This window comes from Xenorhabdus littoralis, assembly GCF_033949345.1.
In the GTDB taxonomy this organism is placed as follows: Bacteria; Pseudomonadota; Gammaproteobacteria; order Enterobacterales; family Enterobacteriaceae; genus Xenorhabdus; species Xenorhabdus littoralis.
Map to the genome: position 1 here is coordinate 15,100 of NZ_VCDP01000021.1, position 14,272 is coordinate 29,371.

General features: G+C 44.7%; 21 protein-coding genes and 1 pseudogene. 11 read left to right on the forward strand and 11 right to left on the reverse strand.

The window, feature by feature from the left end:
• The first annotated feature begins 2 nt into the window (after positions 1–2).
• The 6 genes from FE394_RS06205 to FE394_RS06230 all read left to right on the forward strand — a co-directional run bounded on the left by FE394_RS06205 (position 3) and on the right by FE394_RS06230 (position 1,867).
• Positions 3–239 carry an ANR family transcriptional regulator gene (locus FE394_RS06205; protein WP_319925533.1) on the forward strand — a complete coding sequence of 79 codons (237 nt, stop codon included), beginning with the start codon at positions 3–5 and terminating at the stop codon, positions 237–239.
• Positions 196–462 (forward strand): PDDEXK family nuclease, encoded by a 267-nt coding sequence (locus tag FE394_RS06210; protein WP_319925534.1) that lies wholly within the window; start codon positions 196–198, stop codon positions 460–462. The genes FE394_RS06205 and FE394_RS06210 overlap by 44 nt, the downstream gene beginning before the upstream one ends.
• The gene (locus tag FE394_RS06215; protein WP_319925535.1) at positions 459–749 is read left to right on the forward strand and encodes a hypothetical protein; all 291 of its coding nucleotides are present in this window, start codon (positions 459–461) and stop codon (positions 747–749) included. The genes FE394_RS06210 and FE394_RS06215 overlap by 4 nt, the downstream gene beginning before the upstream one ends.
• Before the next feature lie 68 nt (positions 750–817).
• On the forward strand, positions 818–1,552 hold the full coding sequence (locus FE394_RS06220; RefSeq protein WP_319925536.1) for a phosphoadenosine phosphosulfate reductase: 735 nt from the start codon (positions 818–820) through the stop codon (positions 1,550–1,552).
• Between the two features lie 25 nt (positions 1,553–1,577).
• Positions 1,578–1,730 (forward strand): hypothetical protein, encoded by a 153-nt coding sequence (locus FE394_RS06225; protein WP_319925537.1) that lies wholly within the window; start codon positions 1,578–1,580, stop codon positions 1,728–1,730.
• Positions 1,731–1,741: 11 nt separating this feature from the next.
• Positions 1,742–1,867, forward strand: coding sequence for an Arc family DNA-binding protein (locus FE394_RS06230; RefSeq protein ID WP_319925538.1), 126 nt, complete (start codon positions 1,742–1,744; stop codon positions 1,865–1,867).
• Positions 1,868–2,011: 144 nt separating this feature from the next.
• Here the strand turns inward: FE394_RS06230 and FE394_RS06235 are convergent.
• A pseudogene (locus FE394_RS06235) lies at positions 2,012–2,140 on the reverse strand (Arc family DNA-binding protein); the annotation flags it as partial.
• A 125-nt stretch (positions 2,141–2,265) separates the two neighbouring features.
• On the opposite strand from FE394_RS06235, the gene FE394_RS06240 reads away from it, so the two are divergent.
• The 5 genes from FE394_RS06240 to FE394_RS06260 all read left to right on the forward strand — a co-directional run bounded on the left by FE394_RS06240 (position 2,266) and on the right by FE394_RS06260 (position 6,030).
• Entirely contained in the window at positions 2,266–2,442 is a 177-nt protein-coding gene (locus tag FE394_RS06240) for a hypothetical protein (RefSeq protein ID WP_319925539.1), read from the forward strand.
• Positions 2,443–2,452: 10 nt separating this feature from the next.
• Positions 2,453–3,265, forward strand: coding sequence for a Rha family transcriptional regulator (locus FE394_RS06245; protein ID WP_319925540.1), 813 nt, complete (start codon positions 2,453–2,455; stop codon positions 3,263–3,265).
• Between the two features lie 42 nt (positions 3,266–3,307).
• The gene (locus tag FE394_RS06250; RefSeq protein WP_319925541.1) at positions 3,308–4,690 is read left to right on the forward strand and encodes a DEAD/DEAH box helicase; all 1,383 of its coding nucleotides are present in this window, start codon (positions 3,308–3,310) and stop codon (positions 4,688–4,690) included.
• A gap of 93 nt (positions 4,691–4,783) precedes the next feature.
• A complete protein-coding gene (locus FE394_RS20110) occupies positions 4,784–5,011 on the forward strand; it encodes a DUF4224 domain-containing protein (RefSeq protein WP_319925542.1) in 228 nt (75 codons plus the stop codon).
• Entirely contained in the window at positions 5,011–6,030 is a 1,020-nt protein-coding gene (locus FE394_RS06260) for a tyrosine-type recombinase/integrase (protein ID WP_319925543.1), read from the forward strand. The genes FE394_RS20110 and FE394_RS06260 overlap by 1 nt, the downstream gene beginning before the upstream one ends.
• 321 nt (positions 6,031–6,351) lie before the next feature.
• Here the strand turns inward: FE394_RS06260 and FE394_RS06265 are convergent, their stop codons facing one another.
• The 10 genes from FE394_RS06265 to FE394_RS06310 form a co-directional block, all read right to left on the reverse strand.
• Positions 6,352–8,025 carry a P-loop NTPase fold protein gene (locus FE394_RS06265; RefSeq protein ID WP_319925544.1) on the reverse strand — a complete coding sequence of 558 codons (1,674 nt, stop codon included), beginning with the start codon at positions 8,023–8,025 and terminating at the stop codon, positions 6,352–6,354.
• Between the two features lie 117 nt (positions 8,026–8,142).
• Positions 8,143–8,418: a helix-turn-helix domain-containing protein gene (locus tag FE394_RS06270; protein ID WP_319925545.1), complete on the reverse strand. Its 276-nt coding sequence runs from the start codon at positions 8,416–8,418 to the stop codon at positions 8,143–8,145.
• Positions 8,419–8,693: 275 nt separating this feature from the next.
• Positions 8,694–10,355 carry a terminase large subunit gene (locus FE394_RS06275; protein WP_319925546.1) on the reverse strand — a complete coding sequence of 554 codons (1,662 nt, stop codon included), beginning with the start codon at positions 10,353–10,355 and terminating at the stop codon, positions 8,694–8,696.
• The gene (locus FE394_RS06280; RefSeq protein ID WP_319925547.1) at positions 10,352–10,705 is read right to left on the reverse strand and encodes a phage terminase small subunit P27 family; all 354 of its coding nucleotides are present in this window, start codon (positions 10,703–10,705) and stop codon (positions 10,352–10,354) included. The genes FE394_RS06275 and FE394_RS06280 overlap by 4 nt, the downstream gene beginning before the upstream one ends.
• A 126-nt stretch (positions 10,706–10,831) precedes the next feature.
• Positions 10,832–11,266 carry an HNH endonuclease signature motif containing protein gene (locus tag FE394_RS06285; protein WP_319925548.1) on the reverse strand — a complete coding sequence of 145 codons (435 nt, stop codon included), beginning with the start codon at positions 11,264–11,266 and terminating at the stop codon, positions 10,832–10,834.
• A complete protein-coding gene (locus FE394_RS06290) occupies positions 11,266–11,568 on the reverse strand; it encodes a head-tail connector protein (RefSeq protein ID WP_319925549.1) in 303 nt (100 codons plus the stop codon). Before FE394_RS06290 ends, FE394_RS06285 begins: the two co-directional genes overlap by 1 nt.
• A complete protein-coding gene (locus FE394_RS06295) occupies positions 11,561–11,899 on the reverse strand; it encodes a phage head closure protein (RefSeq protein WP_319925550.1) in 339 nt (112 codons plus the stop codon). Before FE394_RS06295 ends, FE394_RS06290 begins: the two co-directional genes overlap by 8 nt.
• Positions 11,896–13,113, reverse strand: coding sequence for a phage portal protein (locus FE394_RS06300; RefSeq protein WP_319925551.1), 1,218 nt, complete (start codon positions 13,111–13,113; stop codon positions 11,896–11,898). The genes FE394_RS06295 and FE394_RS06300 overlap by 4 nt, the downstream gene beginning before the upstream one ends.
• A gap of 2 nt (positions 13,114–13,115) precedes the next feature.
• Entirely contained in the window at positions 13,116–13,664 is a 549-nt protein-coding gene (locus tag FE394_RS06305) for an HK97 family phage prohead protease (protein ID WP_319925552.1), read from the reverse strand.
• Between the two features lie 44 nt (positions 13,665–13,708).
• The coding region (locus tag FE394_RS06310) for a phage major capsid protein (protein ID WP_319925553.1) at positions 13,709–14,272 on the reverse strand (564 nt) is incomplete at its 5' end.

Here is a 14,272-nt window from a genome sequence, read left to right on the forward strand (position 1 = left end):
CTATGTCATATAAATACCGAGACAGCCCGTTATATTTTCGGACTGCGCGCGAGGCTGCGCAAATTGAACGCGAGGGCGATTATTTACGGGCGTCGAAAGTGTGGAATAAAGCCGCTCGGCATTCGCGTAATTCTTTGAATATTGAATGGGCTGAAAACCGTTCGGATTTTTGTTTAAAACAATTGGAAAGAAATAATGAAAATACGCGAGGATGTAATAGAAAAACATTTAGTCAATGAAGTGAAAAAGGCGGGCGGTATTGCCTATAAATTTGTTTCCCCCGGTCGCCGCAGCGTACCCGACCGTATTGTTGTTTTACCTAATGGGCGTGTGGTGTTTGTCGAGTGCAAAGCGCCGGGTGAGAACCCCCGCCCTGACCAATTACGGGAACACGAACGGCTACGGGCACTGGGGCAAACGGTTGTTGTTTTGGATAGTAAGAATGTGGAGGAAATACTATGAGTAAAAAAGTAATAAAAATAATTCCTGCTATAGCCGGATGGTGGTTTAAGAATAAACATAACAGTTATTATCATCCTGTTATCGCTTGGGAAATCAGTAACGATGGAGTAGTGGATGTATATTATCCGGTTTACCCAGAATATTCATACCGAGATAATTTTTCGGCAGATAAAGAATATAAAAAGTATGGTTCATTAATATACAACCCCACTCAAATATTCACTCTGGTAGAAGACGGACTAGGGGATACCTATCAACCTCTAAGTGTAAATGAAGGTAATAAATGATCGCCATGTCATATGGGGGGGGTACGAATTCAGCCGCGTTATTAATTGGGTTATTAGAAATAGGTTTAATGCCGGATTTAATAACATTCGCTGATACAGGTTGTGAAAAACCCCATACCTACGCTTACCTCCCCGTTATTAATAATTGGTTACTCGCGAACGGCGGCCCACAAATTACCGTTTGCAAAAAAGTATTTCGTAAAGGCAGAACTAAAGCCGATTGGATATATGAAGAGAAGGATTTATATACCTATTATCGTGAACGGAATATGTTACCCGCCGTCGCCTATGGTTTTAAAAATTGCAGTCAAAAATTCAAACTCGAACCGCAAGAAAAAGAATGGAATAACCATCCGCTTTGCAAGGCAGCTTGGGCACGAGGTGAAAAAGTCATTATGCTGGTCGGTTACGATTTTGATGAAGAACAAAGGGTATTAAATGCACGTCGCAGCCTGGCTAATGATGCCGTTCTATCCAAGAAGTTTCAATACGAATACCCGTTGTATGATTGGGGATGGGACAGAGACGCATACATAGAAGCCATTCAGCGCGCAGGACTCCCCCGACCGGGTAAAAGTTCTTGCTGGTGTTGCCCCTACACCAAAAAGCCAGAGCTGTTGCGCCTTCAGCAAGACCACCCTGAATTAGTAGAAAAAGCGTTAGCAATGGAGCAGTCCGCCGACCTGAAACAAATAAAAGGGCTAGGTCGGCGCTGGAACTGGGGCGAATTCTTACAAAACTCGGATAGCTGCCGTATAGACGATACTGATCACGATATGCCATGTGGTTGCTATGACGGGTAGTTAACTTTAATCGGAGAAAAATAAAATGAACAATATACGCCGTTTATATCTATGGCGTTGGGCTTGGTTACAGGTTTGGAATTTCAGCGAATGGAGTGGAATAGGTTTAGGTCGATTTGCTCCGTGGGTATTTCATCAAATGATTGGATGTAAATTTCCAGTTAAGAAAATTAAATAAGGAAAATATTTATGAGTAAACATTTGCAATTTAAACTTAGAATCCCCCGTGAATTAGCGGAGGAATTGAAGAAATCAGCAAAAGAAAATATGAGGTCAATAAATGCCGAAATACTTGTACGATTGAAAAAGCAATAATTACTCCTTATTGCTTTTGCCAGACATTGACTTCAACGTTTTCACTACATGGTCCATTTGGTCAACAAATTCAGGGTCGATACGTAGTGCGTTAACATCAATAACCCCGCTTCCTTTTGCAAATGTTACCCATTTGGACTTTTCAAAGCTTTCAGACAGGCGCTGCAACACTTCTGCATTCATCGAGCGCTTATTTTCTGTTGCTGCTTTTTCTAGCTTTTCTTTGAGTTCCGCAGGCAAGCGGATCTTCATTTGTGCATCTTCGCGACTCATCTTCACCAACCTCAAAAAATTAATTTTGTAATTATGCACCACGGTGGTCTTGACATCAATAAACCACGGTGGTTTACTTAGTTACAAATGAACCACCGTGGTTCATTATTTTGGGGCTAACGAAAATGACAATAAAAGTTTCACAACTAAACCATACCGATTTGCTTTCACTAATTGCCCACGTTCTTGAATCAGCTCAACGACTGAGCGTCATTGAATCAGGATCACAACTTGCTTTTGAGCTGTTCGAATTCGCACAACAAGCAGCGGAAGAAGCATCAAACATAGAAACCACTAATTAAAGGTACAAACATGCAAAACGTTACATTTTTAGCATTCACAAATGAAAGCGAAAATCATCTCGTGATGAGTAGCCGTGAGATTGCAGAACTGACAGGTAAAAGCCCCGCACATGTGTGCCGTGATATCCGAGCAATGTTAGCTGGTTTATATGGAGGTGCAGAATCCGATTATATCCGTAAACCAGATTTGGCTTACCTTACAAATCAAGGTGTTACATGTATCCAGTATGACAAAAACAATCAGTATGGCTGGGAGTATCTGCTTGACCGTCGCCATACTGAAATTTTGGTCACGGGTTATGACGTTGTCCGTCGCGCAGCAGTTATTGATCGTTGGTTCGCCTTAGAGTCGGGAACAGTGAAACCAATTACTGAAAGTAGCCTACAAGCTTTACCCCAAAACTACATTGAAGCGTTGGAAGCTTTACTTATCTCAGAAAAGGAAAAAGCGGCTATCACTGACCAACGAGACGAAGCTGTTCGCACCAAAGCCCAAATCAGCCGAAAAAGAGAAGCAACGGCACTTCAACGTAACTCTGCATACCAACGTGTTGCTAACCGTGCAATAAGGGAACGTGAAGAGATGGCCTCGCGCTTTGGCGCAAGTAAAGAGTGGGCATCTCAACAAGCGGTATGGTGCGCAACGGGGATAATGTACGGATGGAAGGTATTAAACGCTTGGCTCGACAAAAATAACATCTATGACCCCCATACCGACGGATACCCAACCTCCTACAACGTTTACCAAAATTGCCGTGAAGTGATATACCCGCGACAGGCTTGGCTTGAAGTGCACGGCGTAGATACCGCTGAATTATTTTAATCCAGACTACCTCGCACTACGGCGGGGTTTAAAAGGTAATACATGAAGCCATTCACACCCCGCCCCTACCAAAACCTGATCATCAATCACGAACTGGATATGCCCCGTTGTAATGTATGGGCAGGCATGGGTATGGGCAAAAGTGTAGCAACACTCACCGCTCTCGAATATTTATACATGGCAGGCAGCGAGACACAACCAACACTGGTTTTAGCCCCGTTGCGTGTGGCTCGTTCCACTTGGCCGGACGAGGCGGTTAAGTGGGATCATCTGCACAATATCGAAGTTCAGCCCATAGTAGGCAGTGTAAAAGAGCGTATGGACGCGCTCAAAAATAACAATGCCAGCGTATTTACTACCAACTATGACAACCTCGTCTGGCTGGTCGAAACACTGGGAAATAAATGGCCGTTCGCCACTGTCGTTGCCGATGAGAGCACGCGGCTTAAATCATTCAGGTTACGTAAAGGCGGCAAGCGAGCCGCAGCACTGGCAAAGGTCGCCCATAAACATGTACGCCGTTGGGTCAATCTCACCGGTACACCCTCCCCAAATGGACTGGTCGATTTATGGGGGCAAGCGTGGTTTGTCGATCAGGGCGAACGGCTTGGCCGGACGTACAGTGCTTTTACTTCGCGCTGGTTTAATCACATTCGCTTTCCGGGGCAGCAATGGGTGAAATTAGAGCCGTGGCCGTTTGCCCAGGAGCAAATACAAACTGCGCTTAATGATGTGACTATCGCACTAAACGCGGCGGATTGGTTCGATATTGAAGAGCCTATTCACAATGTGATTCACGTTGACCTGCCGTCCAAAGTTCGCCAGCAGTATCAGGCGATGGAAAAAGAGATGTTCGTAGAGCTGGATACTGTCGGTGTGGAAGCCCTGAACGCAGCAGCTAAAACCGTTAAGTGCTTACAAATCGCCAGCGGCGCACTCTATACCGACGAGAACGGCACTTGGCAAGAACTGCACGACGCCAAATTACAGGCCCTCGACAGCATTATTAATGAGGCAGGTGGAATGCCGGTACTGGTCGCCTATCACTGGAAGCACGATTTAGTTCGGTTATTAAAAGCTTTTCCTCGCGGCCGGCATCTCGACTCTGATCCGCAAACCCTGCGCGACTGGAACGCCGGACATATCCCCGTGATGTTCGCCCACCCTGCCAGCGCAGGTCACGGCCTGAACTTACAGGATGGTGGGAATATCTTGGTGTTCTTCTCCCACTGGTGGGATCTGGAACAGTACCAGCAAATCATTGAACGCATCGGCCCTACCCGACAGGCGCAGGCGGGGTACAACCGACCCGTGTTCATTCATCATATTATTGCTGCCCGTACAATGGATGAGATGGTGATGGAACGGCGCAATTCTAAGCGGGAAGTGCAGGACATTTTATTAGAGGCTATGAAGAGGCGGTAGTTATCCAGTAACATGCCGCGTCAAATTTTATGCACCACCGTTTATACAACGGTGATGTTCAATCCAAACGGTTAATCGATAATCGAGGTTAATATGGATGTAAAAACCGGCATCATTAGCGACGCTGATATTGCCGAACTTACGGGGTATCAAATCCCGTCCAAGCAGTGCGAAATACTCAGGGAAGCCGGTATATTTTTTATCACCCGGCGGGACGGAAGACCCCGAACTACGTGGGATCATTTTAACTACCCCCTCGCACAGCGGGTCAGAAACTATGTCCCTGCCCCTCAAGAACCTAACTTCGGAGCTTTAGACTAATGGGCAGAGCACGCAAGAACCCCGCAGATAATTGGATGCCCCCACGCGTTCGACGGGGGCGCTCTGCGTATGAGTTCCAGACTTATGACAGCCGGACGGTACGTTTATGTGATTTTTCTGCTACTCAGGCGGAAGTTTGGGTTGCTTATGAGAAATTGCTCGCGGCTCAGAAAAACGACGAAACATTAAGCGGTCTTATCAAGGCATTCTTTTTCTCGCCTGATTTCTCAGCGTTAGGCACAGAAACCAAAAAAGATTACCGGAAATATGCCAATAAGTTACTGCCCGTTTTTGGCAACATGTTGCCGGATAATATTAAACCGCAACATATCCGTAAGTACATGGATAAACGCGGGTTAAAAGCCAAAACACAGCCCAACAGGGAAAAGAATTTTTTATCCCGCGTATACAGTTGGGGCTATGAACGCGGTCTGGTCAGCGGTAATCCCTGTAAAGGTGTAAGGCAGTTCAAAGAAATCCCGCGAGATCGGTACATTACCGATGCGGAATACAATGCACTCTATTCTATCTCGCCGCCGATAGTTCAAATCGCGATGGAATTGGCGTATCTGTGCTGCACGCGACAGGCGGATGTTTTGTCACTGACGTACGCGCAGGTGTATGAAGAGGGAATTTTTATTAAACAAGGTAAAACAGGGGTTGCACAAATCAAAGCATGGACAGAACGGTTAGATAATGTTGTGGTAATGAGCAAAACCATTTTACCTCTTGATAAAAGCGTCAGCAGTATTTATGTACTCCACCAGCGCAAAGGCTCGCGATATACCCGCGGGGGATTTAATAGCCGTTGGAGAAAAGCGAAAATATTAGCAAAAGAAACTTTTCCTGACTTAGATTTTAATTTCACCTTTCATGACTTAAAAGCAAAAGGTGTTTCTGATCTCGAAGGACCACTTTCCGAAAAACAACAAATCACCGGGCATAAAAATATTACTCAGACGGCAAGATATGATAGAAAAGTGAATATTGTCCCGGTCGTAGGTGGGCAGAAGAAGTAAACGAAGGATCAAGAAATATAGTGAAAGGATATAGTGAACGAATAGTGAAATGTGATTTTCATCAAAGAAAAAAGCCACCGTGAAGGTGGCTCTTTCTAACTCTAACTTACTGTTTTAGCAGCAAGTTTTATATGGTGCCAGGGCGGGACTAGTAAATTAAGTTAATTAATTGAATAACCTTAATTTATTTTTACTCATTGATTTTATGCCCCTTTTTATGCCCCTTCATTAAATCACATGAAAATTTTTATATCTTATTGATTTTAATGTATTTTACATTCAAACAAGCTAAAAAAACTAAAAGCTTCTTTTGAATGCTTTTTATATGGTTATCTCAAATCTTTGAACTCTTCGTTTATTGATCTTGCTTTCTGCTGCAATTTTCTTTAGAGCTTCAGTTGCTCTACTGGTTATTTCTTTTTGTTGTTCGCTAGCATTTGAAGACCTACCAAAATTTAAGCACTTATGCACATATGAAGATAAACTCTCTCCTTTCTCAGTTTTAAATAAATTATAATAATCCTCAATAGATGTATTGGCTAGAACAACCACATCACTTGGATTCCAGCCATTTGAATCAGCAATTCGCTCTAACACCTGCTTAGCATTTTCAATCTTAATTGAACTATTATAAAAATTATTAAATTTATTTATTAATTCCTGATCTTTAACATCATAAAAGGATTTTATTTTCTCCAAGTCGAACAATTCAATTTTATCCTTTCTACTCTCAATATAGGAATCAATTAACTCAGATGCTTTCTCATTTTCATCTAGATCTCTGAATAAATTTACAATTGAATTTAAATTATCAGGTGACAAGGATTTACAGTTTTCTTTAAAGTTCCCATACAGGCCATTAATTACTTCATGAGCATTATCGTCAAATGAATCACGATAAAGTGACCACACGCTCGAAATACTTCTCTCACTTTTAGAAATGATTTCCTTTTCATTTCTGATAGAAGCTTTTTCTTTTAATTCTGGCTCAACAAAAAAGCCTTCCTTCACAGCGCGTACAATAACATTTTCTAACTCATCAAATAGAGGGTAATCATATTTTTGTAATGTAAACATCCATCTTTTTTCTTGTTCATTAAAATTTCTATCATTAAACATTAAAATATTAATTCTTTCTGTGACTATAAAATCTAATGTAGGTATATCATTATTATGGCTTGAACATAAATAACTCCATGAATAAAGTACAATGGAGCTTATAATTTGTTCTACTACTTCTGATTCACAATTTTTTACAATAGGTAAAAACAGCTCTACCAATCTTTCAATTCTCTTAAGAACTCTTATATTTCTGATTCCTAAACTAGCTGTTAATTCTTTTAGCCTTGAATGGTAACTAGCTCCATTCGGATAAGCTATATCAGCGCACTCTTTAGGATTTGGTGTAAATGACAATTCTATATCAACAACCTTCTCACGATATTTTATATAGTCTTCGAGATCTTTTTCTCCATCATTTAAAAGTAAAACAACCTTACATTTTTTTTGTTCCTTCAGCAAGGAAACCAATCCTATAATATCTTTAATATCAATTTTATTCCCTTTTCTCTCTAGATCATCAATGCAAATAATCGTTTTATTTAGAGATAAGAAAGAAATGCTTTCAATTGCAGGGGTAAAAATTTTTGCAATTGGAGCATCTTTCAAAAAATTAATCGATTTTCTTCCAAGGGATTTCGTTAGGCTCGTTGCATTATTCTTAAATGTATCAATATTAGCTTCTGTACCAATAAGCCCACGCTCTACAATATTTTCAAAAATAGCATATTTCAATGCTTCCAATGAATTAATTCCAAATAAGGAAACGTAAGAATAATGCTCTAGGGATATTTTATTTTCAGATTTAGCTTCTGTCAGAAATTTTTTCCAACTAAATGTTTTCCCTATACCCCATTCACCTTTAATTGCCATTACTTCAGGTTCATCAGATGATAAAAATCTAAAAATCTGATCTTTGATTATTCCTATAGACATTGAAGTTCCTTTAAATTTGCATAATCCTACTTCAATTTATTTAAATAAAAGGCCGCTAAAACGACCTTTTTATAATCCCAGCATTTTGATAGATAAATAAAAAACTCATCTGATATTTCATTTTTCTATTGAGACTACTATATTATCTCGAATCTTACGCTCAATAAGTTGACCGTACATATCAAAATACCGACTAGGCCAGATTTCTGAAGGGTGGATTTCGAGATAGTTAGCGATAATCCACTCGCCTTTAGGCCACGGCCTACTGAGAGTATTTGCCAATGTTGATGAACTGAGTCCCGCTTCGCGAGAAACAGCCGCTAATGTCGTACCACGTTTGCGTAATGCAGCAATAATGTCGGCTTGATGCCAGTCTTTTTTGATCTCAATCATCTGCTACCCCTTCCATTAATTAATCATTGATGGTGGCAATCCAGACAGGGTTCGCAGTACCGGAGAATACCCAACCGGCGAGGCCGAAGCCTCCCCTGTCTGAACCGCCATTGAAAAGGCGATAGCAAGCACGCTGGTAGTATATTTCTACCAGCGGGGTATTTTCTCAAGGCTGCGAAACCTTACCACCGGATTTTGCCGATGGCAGGGCTACTTTAACGAATTGTTTTATTTGGTTCAATAAGCGAATCAGTAAAACCGCTTAACTTTTTGCGTTATATTCCATTAAACGTCTTAAGGCGCTCTTGCTGCTCTTCATTTAAGCTAAACGCAAACTCTTCATGCTCACTCTGCCATGTGCCAAAGCTCATCAGGAACGCAATCGCGGGGTCAATCTTATTTGCGGATTTCTTTTTGTTGGGTTTGATATTAGCGTTCGCGTCGGTTTCCATCACCACATTGGACATTGCCCACGCCAGCACCGGATCGCCATTGTGACGAATGATTTTACGGTTCACGAATACCTCTGCCGATTTAGCTACGGGGCTAAAGCGTAGATAGGTTTGCGGGAACGGCTCCACATCCAACCCCGCGCCTTGCAATTGTGTCCGTAGATGCGTGGCGTTCCATGTATCAAAACCCACTAGCTTGATATCGAACTGCTGGCTATCGTTAAGAATGTCATCGCGGATACGGTCATAATCAATGCAATCGCCTGTGGTGGTGCGTATCCAGCCTGCTTGTGCCCATTGTCGATACACAGCCCGATTCTTGTTGGCGGGATTTTGTAATTGAGCTTCGGGCAGGTAATGACGAGTCAGTAATAACAGTTCGTTATCCACGGGGAAGGTGTAACAAATGCTGGTGATATCGCCTGTTGAAGACAAATCCAGTCCGGCGTAGCACTCCAGCCCTTTGAGATCATTTTCATCGTAATCTGTCTGGCAGGCTTTCCATGCGCCTTCGCCCATCCACGGTGTTTCACCCTGACACCAGATATTAAAACGCTTGGTTAGCATCTCCGTCCATTGGGAGGGAATGCCCCGCGCTTTCTGGATAGTGTCATGCAAAGCGTCACCATCTACTGACACATTCAGATTGGGATTGGCCTTAATCCAAAGCGATTCATCATCAATCTCGTTCTCGTCGTCCAATTCGTAAATCAGGGCGAACAGGGATTCATTTTGTTCTTCGCCATTCAGTATCTGACAACAATAATCATAATGCTGCTTACAAGCTGATATCACGTTACTACCCGCCGTAGTGATGGCAAACAGGATACCTTCGGGACGAGCGCCCATCCCTAATTCAAGGGCTGAGTACACAGCGTTATCTGGGTGTAAATGATATTCATCGACAATAGCAAGACTGGGATTTGTACCTTCAATGGTGGCAGCTTTGGCGGCCAGCGGTTTTAACAGGCTGTTAGTTTTGGGGTAAGTGACTTTGTGTTGCTGAATAGTAACCCGCTTTTTCAGAGGCTTTGATAACAGGCTCATCTGACGGGCATCATCAAACACGATACGCGCCTGATCACGGCTGACGGCAGCAGTATAAATATCCTGCTGCCCTTGTTCCATCACCAAGAACCAGTTTGCCAGTATTGCGGCAACGGTGGATTTGGCATTTTTGCGCGGCACCTGAATATAAGCACTGCGGTATTTTCGGCGTCCGGTTGCCTTCACCTTAAAACCAAACAGGTTAGCAAAGGCGAACTGTTGCCACGGCTCAAGCATGATGGGTTTACCGCGCAAATGTCCTTTGACATGCGGGCAGACACGGGAAAAGGCAATAAAACGTTCGACTATTGCCGAATCAAACAGATAAAGTGGGTTATTCAGGTCGCTAAAGTAGCGTTTCACCGCCTGTTTTACCCGTTTACAGGCCTGAATCTTACCGTTTTCGATATCAAAAGCGTATTGCTCCCATGCGTTCATAGGCGATCCAGCTCATCTTCTTCCTCGGTTTCCACCGGATTTTTACGCCGTGATACGGGGTCAAAACCCAGCAACGATGACATTTTTATCATAATTTTTTCGGCATCGGCTTTGGCACTCAATGACGGGTTACGGCTCTCACTGCCCTGACTGTTCACAATGCTAAAGCCTCTGATATCAAGGTCTGCCACCGCTTTTCGGTAAATGGAATAGTTCACACAATACAGCTCTAAATTGTTCCAGTCAGCGGCGTTCAGGTCTTCCCGCTCATTTAAAATTTTACCTTTGGCCTTCCATTGGCTGGCGGCGATATCATTTAAATACGTGGGCGGTTTAGGCGCTCTTGCCATGATTTTTCTCCTTGTTGTTTTATTTTCAAAAAAACTGCCGTGCGTAAAAATTGAAAGAGGGGGCGGTTCCGCTGAAAGGGGCATTTGTCATTTTTGATACCCCCACCCCGTTATTTCGTTTCGTTATTATTCTTTTGATAACCAGTCACGATACCTTGCCGCTTCGGTTTCCTGCTCCCGATAAGCGCCCTGCTTGCGCTTCGCTTTGGTGATGGGGTCGGTCTGTACGGTTTTGCGGTTATGACAGGTCTGGCATAATGCTTGATGGTTCGATGCAGGCCAGAACAGCACATCAGCGTCACCCTGTATCGGGATGATGTGATCTACAATGCTTGCAGATGTGTAGACATCTTGCTGTAAACAGTGAGCGCATAACGGGTTAGCTTTCAAGTAATGCAGCCGATAGCGTCCCCATCTATTACTGTAGCCGCGTTGGGTACGAGTGCCTCGGTGCTTATCCTGCTGGCGTCTGGCTTCCCGTTGATGTTGCGCGCATCGGCCTGACTTCACCCGTTCGCGGCAGTTAGGGTAGCTACAGCGTTTCAAAGGCTGCCACGGCATCAGTAAACTCCCACATCACGATAGACAGACCACAGTGATTTAATGGTGAACGGGACTTCTTTAAGCTCAATATCGGTTGCCATTTCCCGATTTTCATACAGCAACCCGATATAAAGCAGGCAGCCCACCTTGATTGCTGGCGTGAAAGCCAAGCCATTATCAAACCGCTTCCCGATATGTTGCTGGCAGACTTCCAGCGCGGCTTCGGCGTAAGCGGTAAGGAGGGCATCATCAAGGGTATCACTTTCATCAATCCGGCAGTGTTGTTTGATTTCACTCAGGGGAATATCAATATCAGACATATTTCACGCCTCCCTTGCAAAGCAGTTCTAAGCGAGTGTGTTTCGGATCTGGGATAACGGCAACGATGGCAAAGCTCTTGCCGTGGGTGCTGGCACCTTGATAGATAATGCGATTTGTTGTGGTGATATCATCGCGGTAACGTAGCCATATACGCACCGTGGCTTCGGATAACACAGCACCGGATGCGACCAATTCCCGCCCGCTAATTGGTTGTACTTCCGCCCAAACGTCGGCAACATCCACCCATTTGTTTATCACCGACCCCATCGGCGAGCGGCTTGATTCGTTTTTCTGAAGGGTGATCCGGTGTCTCAATCTGCCTGCTCTCATTTCGTGTTCTCCGCTGTTTTTTTTACTTCAACCGTTTGCTTCCATGCCTGACTGAATTCATCACCGCCCTCACGGGGCGATAATCCCTCGCGTTCGCGGGCTTCATTTGGTGACATAACACCGGATTTAATGGCCGTCTCATAACTTTGAAAGCGTTCTTTCGGATTGGCGCGCAGTAAGTCGGCAGTATCAAATTCGACCTGATAACGAATACCCCGCTTTGGCGAAGTCATCAGCAAGGCCGCTTTGATTTGTTGTTCGAAGTTGGCAAGCCAAGGGCGCATAGTGATAGTCAGGAAAGCGCGAGATGCCTCGCTAAAGTTGCTGTAGGTACTGTTCGAATATTCTTGCAGAAAGATCGGGCTGACGTTGAACATACGTGCGATATCGTCAATGGTGAAACGGCGGGAAGCCAGCCATTCGGCATCCTGATTGCTCATTCCTAATTGCTGGTATTCCATCCCACCTTCAAGAATGGGCGTTTTCCCTGCATTGCGAGCACCCTTATAACGTTCGAGGGCTTCCAGTGCCTTACTTCCCTTGATCCCGTCCAGCCAATCAGCGGCTTTAATCACACCCGCCGCCATCATGCCGTCTTTCATAATGCTTGCGCCGTGGCGCTGTTGTGCCAGTCCCAAGCCCAATGTCTCGCGGCAAATGGTGACAGGTGATCGCCCAAGAAAGCCATCTTCGGTGGCATAGCGCAGATGCAACATTTCTTCTTGTAAATAGGTTTTCACCTTGCCGCTATACGGTTCAGTGATAGTGTAAGCGAATCGGTGATCGGATAAACGTTGCGGTACAACCGCTGACAGCGGGTAAGGGTGCAAGGATTGCGGTTGTCCATCCCGCCCCCAGACAATGACTGCATAGGCATTACCATTCAGCAGGCAATGACGCATCAGAGTGCGCTTAAATTGATAGGGAGTCTGGCAGTCATTCGGGCATTCATTCAGCAAGTAATCAACGGGGTGATCGCTCAACCATTCGCGGGATTCTTTGCCGTTCTGGTGTTGCACCCGATAGAGATAGCAAGGCATGGAGGCCACCGCTTCGCTAATCACCGTGACAGCGTTCATCACGGCGGGTAAGCCTTCCGCCGTGGAGGGGGAAACATGCTCGCCCGATTTGGTATTAGCCATGCCTGCCAGAGAAAGAAATTCATCCAGCGTCACGCTGCGAGTTTCAGGGGATTTGCGTGTAAAAGGCCACATGATTACACCTCAGACAGTTGCAGCCAGTAACGACGCAAATCCACAGGGCAGGGCTTAGCGGCATTCAGTGAACGCCTAGCAACCTCTACCCCACTTTCAGGATAAGCGGGTAAGCTGGTAATGGTGATTTCCCGTAATTCAGCTTCTAACACGGTTCTGATATAGGGTGTCTGACTGGTGTCCCACTGATCCTTAATGGCACGAAAACCAAAGGACATACCTTGTATATCTCCCCGTTCAACCAGTGCCAGTACATCGCGCCCCAATTGGGTATCTGGCGGCGTTAACTCAAAGCGTAATCCGGTAGCATCTTCACTAAGCTGCAACGTACCAGACGTGGTGCGGCCTAACAGGTTCATCGGGTCGTGCTCGTACAACGCCCTGATATCAGCCCCCGCCGCTAAACTGGCGTTAAACGCATTTGGCGCGAACTGTTCGATAAACTCATCCCACAGCACATGGGATCGGCTGTTCCACTTAATCACATAACCTGTCAGCGTCTTATTGCTGGCAGACAGTGACGCTGTACGGATTTCAAAATCATGCTTCATTGATGGACTCCAAAACGGGGAAAGGGGCGCGATCCCCCTTCTGCTTAGTTGCTGGCTGCTTTCACTTCCAGTACCTTAATTGCGTTGGAATCCACCAGCCCGCCACCCAGATATTTATCGGTATGTACCTTATAAAATCCCGGCTCGGTGATATTGTCAGGGCGAGTACGAATGCCCGTTTCATGGTCAACAATGAAATAGCCACGTTTGAAATCACCCAGACCGATCACACCCTCCGGCATAAATTCGAGGTAATGGACGGGCAAACCCAGTAGCATATCGGGATCACCTGCCTGCAAGCGTTCCCGCCAGATATAATCACCATTGCCGTTTTTCAGTTTTTGTACTTGGCCGGCAGTGCTGGAGTTCATCACCCAGACGGCATTTTTACGGTATTTGTTTTTGAGTAAGAATTTCAGGTCAATCAAGCTATCGGCGGAAAGCATATCAGCTTCCAGCTTCTGTAACGTGCCAAATGCACGTACCTTGTCGGCTTGGGTATCACGCGGATAAGACAGGAAGCCTTTCGCTTTTTTACTACCGTCACCGCTGACGAGATCTGTTTCTTCGGTATCAATGAATGTGTCGGCAATTTCAGACGTCAGCCA

Bases quoted from the DNA above. Each gene is read 5' to 3' on its own strand.
- FE394_RS06205 (WP_319925533.1), top strand. From the start codon at position 3: ATGTCATATAAATACCGAGACAGCCCGTTATATTTTCGGACTGCGCGC.
- FE394_RS06210 (WP_319925534.1), top strand. From the start codon at position 196: ATGAAAATACGCGAGGATGTAATAGAAAAACATTTAGTCAATGAAGTG.
- FE394_RS06215 (WP_319925535.1), top strand. From the start codon at position 459: ATGAGTAAAAAAGTAATAAAAATAATTCCTGCTATAGCCGGATGGTGG.
- FE394_RS06220 (WP_319925536.1), top strand. From the start codon at position 818: ATGCCGGATTTAATAACATTCGCTGATACAGGTTGTGAAAAACCCCAT.
- FE394_RS06225 (WP_319925537.1), top strand. From the start codon at position 1,578: ATGAACAATATACGCCGTTTATATCTATGGCGTTGGGCTTGGTTACAG.
- FE394_RS06230 (WP_319925538.1), top strand. From the start codon at position 1,742: ATGAGTAAACATTTGCAATTTAAACTTAGAATCCCCCGTGAATTAGCG.
- FE394_RS06240 (WP_319925539.1), top strand. From the start codon at position 2,266: ATGACAATAAAAGTTTCACAACTAAACCATACCGATTTGCTTTCACTA.
- FE394_RS06245 (WP_319925540.1), top strand. From the start codon at position 2,453: ATGCAAAACGTTACATTTTTAGCATTCACAAATGAAAGCGAAAATCAT.
- FE394_RS06250 (WP_319925541.1), top strand. From the start codon at position 3,308: ATGAAGCCATTCACACCCCGCCCCTACCAAAACCTGATCATCAATCAC.
- FE394_RS20110 (WP_319925542.1), top strand. From the start codon at position 4,784: ATGGATGTAAAAACCGGCATCATTAGCGACGCTGATATTGCCGAACTT.
- FE394_RS06260 (WP_319925543.1), top strand. From the start codon at position 5,011: ATGGGCAGAGCACGCAAGAACCCCGCAGATAATTGGATGCCCCCACGC.
- FE394_RS06265 (WP_319925544.1), bottom strand. From the start codon at position 8,025: ATGTCTATAGGAATAATCAAAGATCAGATTTTTAGATTTTTATCATCT.
- FE394_RS06270 (WP_319925545.1), bottom strand. From the start codon at position 8,418: ATGATTGAGATCAAAAAAGACTGGCATCAAGCCGACATTATTGCTGCA.
- FE394_RS06275 (WP_319925546.1), bottom strand. From the start codon at position 10,355: ATGAACGCATGGGAGCAATACGCTTTTGATATCGAAAACGGTAAGATT.
- FE394_RS06280 (WP_319925547.1), bottom strand. From the start codon at position 10,705: ATGGCAAGAGCGCCTAAACCGCCCACGTATTTAAATGATATCGCCGCC.
- FE394_RS06285 (WP_319925548.1), bottom strand. From the start codon at position 11,266: ATGCCGTGGCAGCCTTTGAAACGCTGTAGCTACCCTAACTGCCGCGAA.
- FE394_RS06290 (WP_319925549.1), bottom strand. From the start codon at position 11,568: ATGTCTGATATTGATATTCCCCTGAGTGAAATCAAACAACACTGCCGG.
- FE394_RS06295 (WP_319925550.1), bottom strand. From the start codon at position 11,899: ATGAGAGCAGGCAGATTGAGACACCGGATCACCCTTCAGAAAAACGAA.
- FE394_RS06300 (WP_319925551.1), bottom strand. From the start codon at position 13,113: ATGTGGCCTTTTACACGCAAATCCCCTGAAACTCGCAGCGTGACGCTG.
- FE394_RS06305 (WP_319925552.1), bottom strand. From the start codon at position 13,664: ATGAAGCATGATTTTGAAATCCGTACAGCGTCACTGTCTGCCAGCAAT.